Annotated in this window: 3 protein-coding genes; all 3 read left to right on the forward strand. The window is 28.4% G+C overall.

What is annotated here, in order from left to right:
- The first annotated feature begins 660 nt into the window (after positions 1-660).
- The 3 genes from VK998_RS09500 (at position 661) to VK998_RS09510 (ending at position 3,194) form a co-directional block, all read left to right on the forward strand.
- Complete coding sequence (locus tag VK998_RS09500) at positions 661-1,161, forward strand: RNA polymerase sigma factor (RefSeq protein ID WP_325227892.1); 501 nt, start codon at positions 661-663, stop codon at positions 1,159-1,161.
- Positions 1,154-2,191 carry a DUF4179 domain-containing protein gene (locus tag VK998_RS09505; protein WP_325227893.1) on the forward strand — a complete coding sequence of 346 codons (1,038 nt, stop codon included), beginning with the start codon at positions 1,154-1,156 and terminating at the stop codon, positions 2,189-2,191. Before VK998_RS09500 ends, VK998_RS09505 begins: the two co-directional genes overlap by 8 nt.
- A gap of 565 nt (positions 2,192-2,756) precedes the next feature.
- Positions 2,757-3,194 (forward strand): GNAT family N-acetyltransferase, encoded by a 438-nt coding sequence (locus tag VK998_RS09510; RefSeq protein ID WP_325227894.1) that lies wholly within the window; start codon positions 2,757-2,759, stop codon positions 3,192-3,194.
- Positions 3,195-3,201: the final 7 nt, after the last annotated feature.

Here is a 3,201-nt window from a genome sequence, read left to right on the forward strand (position 1 = left end):
TATTTTATAAAGTAAATGAGGAAAATAAAATAGTTATTATATATGCTATAGTTGATGGAAGAAGAGAATATCAAAATTTAATATAGTCAGGCCACAATAGCCTTAAGCTCTATAGCAACTAGCTTTAGGGCTTTTTTTATGTTCATTATAAATTAATTATTAAAGAAGATGAATTTTTTGCTAATTAGACTTCTAAAAAAGAAAGTATAATAAATAAGAAATATATAGACTTTCGCTAAGGGGATGTTATCTACTTAGAACATCATTATTGTCACCTCAAGGCATTGTGAGGTTATTTGTAAATTGGTAAGATAGAAGCTACCTTTGATCGTCAGTAGGGGTTAGGCTCCATCCCAACCCGCTTATGGTGTTTAAAACTAAATTAAGAATATAAAAAGAGGCTAAGTTTTTGAGTCAATTGAATGCTCAAATAGATGTAGCCTCTTTTATTGTCTATGGAAAGAAAAATAAGTTGAAATAATTAAAATACATAAATAAGATAGAAGGATAGATGATTAAGGTCTTTGTAACTATAATTACAATTATTGAAGTGATTTATATTATTAAATGGATATACAAATTATGATTTAAGGCAAATTAATATATATTTATGGGATATTTATAACTAGTCATTCGTGTTATATATGAGGGGGCGAATTAGTGAAAGAGTTAGATTGCTGGAATGAAGAAGAATTTAAAGAGGTTTATGATCAGTACTTTAATATGATTTATAGAATAAGTTTACTTTATCTAAGAACTACAGAAGAAGTAGAAGACATGGTTCAAGAGGTATTTTTGAAATTAATAGATAAAGAGAGAAGCTTTAACAATGAAGAACATAGGAAAGCATGGCTAATAAGAGTAACTAAAAATGCTTGCAAGGATCTAAATAAAAGTTTTTGGAAGTCTCGTAGGGTAGATATAGAAAGTTTACCGGAATTGAGTATTGAGAAAAATGATCCGGATTTATATTATGTTTTGGAAGAGCTACTTTTATTGCCTGATAAATATAAAATAGTGCTCTATTTGTTCTACTATGAGGATTATTATGTCAGGGATATTTCTAAGATACTAAACATAAAAGAAAGTACGGTTCAAACACAGTTATCAAGGGGACGGAATTTGTTAAAAAAGAAGTTAAGGAGGGAATTAAATGAATAAAGATGATATTAATAAACTTTTTCAAAAATTAGATCCAGGTGATGATAAAAAAATAGAAATTTATAATAAGATTTTGGATAAAAAGATAAATTCAACAGAAAACAATGGAATTACAAGAGCAGAAAAGTATGAATTTAAGAGTAAAAGATTAAGATTGGTAATAGCATTTTCATTAGTGTTTATATTAAGCATAACCGCATTTGCAGTGAGTAATTATTATCAGGACTTTTCAAATAGAATAATCGATTGGTCCATATCTGAAGATGCAACGCAGATAAACATATCAGATGCTGATAATGGATATAAGGTAACAGCAGAATCATTATTTGGAGATAGTAAAGCGGTTTATGTAATGTTTTCTATAGAAAGAGAAGATAGAAAGGAAATAAAGATTAGAGAAAAGGATGGAAAAACAAGTTGGGGAATTAATACGAGCAAGGAATATATAGGAGATAGTGAAGATGAAGATATATCAGGTTCTAAAAGATATTATGCTTTAAATCCTATAGATGAAAATTTAGAAAAGGTATATTTCCTAATAAGATATTCAACAGATTTACACGATATAGAAGGGAATACCCTTATAGGTCAGAATTTGCATATAGAAATAAGTGGATTAAATATAGGTTTATTTGGAAGAGAAATAAATGGACAGTGGACATTAGATATACCATTAGAATATAAAGATTTAGGTCAAATATATGAGATAAATGAAGAATTTGAATATGAAGGTGGAATAGCTAAATTAGAAAAAATATACTATTCACCATTGGATATAAGAATATATTTTACTTCTGAAGATGGATCTTTAAAGGATACGTCACTAAAAGATTTCAATGAAGAACATTATATAGATATAAAATTAAAAGACGGAACTTATATACCTAGAACTGGTGGCAGTGCTGGAGGAGATAATCTAGGTACCCATTATTATAACAGTCTATATACAATTGAATATGGCGAAATAGAATTGGAAGATATAGGATATATTGTAATAGGGAACCTGGAAATACCTATTGATTTAAAATAGTCAGAATGATGAACCAAATAATCATCTATATGTAGAATAATAACTATGAAAATGCTATTGATGTTTTAAGAACACTAGTAAATTTTGCACATTAAGAATCCTATTTCGGAGCTATTTATTAGAAATATATTTAGCCACCAAGGGATTACTATCTCCCCACGACATCCTTATTGACCTCTCAAGGCACTCTGAAGCTATCGTGAAATTAGAAAAACTATAGGACTTAGTAACACCAATGATTTAGACGGTCTTAAAGTATTGAATGCACAGATGACATTCAATGCTTTTCTGTTCATGGGAACATGTCCATTAAAAATATGTGGTGTATATGATTTGGTAAAATTCATTATTCTAGGGATATGTAATATAGTAAATATAGGTTTATTAGATAAAGTCTGTATGGTACAATGATTATGAGTATTATATTGATTTTTATGATATTTATGAAAATTGACACAATTATTGAAAGGAGTGGTGTTTTATGAAAATAAAAATATTAGCAAACTTAAAAGTGGCTGGAGGTAACACTCTAAATTAGCCTCCAATATAAATATGGAGGATGAACATGAGGGAAAAAGGAATAGAAATAAAAATCGTTAATTCAGAGGAAGAATTTAAATTGTTTTGGGATATGCATTATGAATATTTAAATAGAGATATATTTGCAAATGATGATATGGGATTTAAGATCACAGAAGAAGAGCAGGAATGGTTTTCTTCTTCAGAATATAAAGAACATATGCATAAACTATTTTCAAGAGATACGGATAAAGCATACCCAATACTATTTATGAAAGAGATGGATGTAATAGGTTTCTGCACCTATTGTACCTACCATTCTGAAGACGGAAAATGCCTTATAATTGATTATTGTATTATACCTGAACTTAGAGATAATGGTTATGGAACAGATATTTTTAACATAATCAAAGAAATTGAGATTTCTAAGGGTGCTAAGTACTTTGAACTTAATGTATCTAATAAAAGAAATATGAGATTTTAGATGAAAC

The organism is Schnuerera sp. (assembly GCF_035459645.1).
GTDB lineage: Bacteria > Bacillota > Clostridia > Tissierellales > Tepidimicrobiaceae > Schnuerera.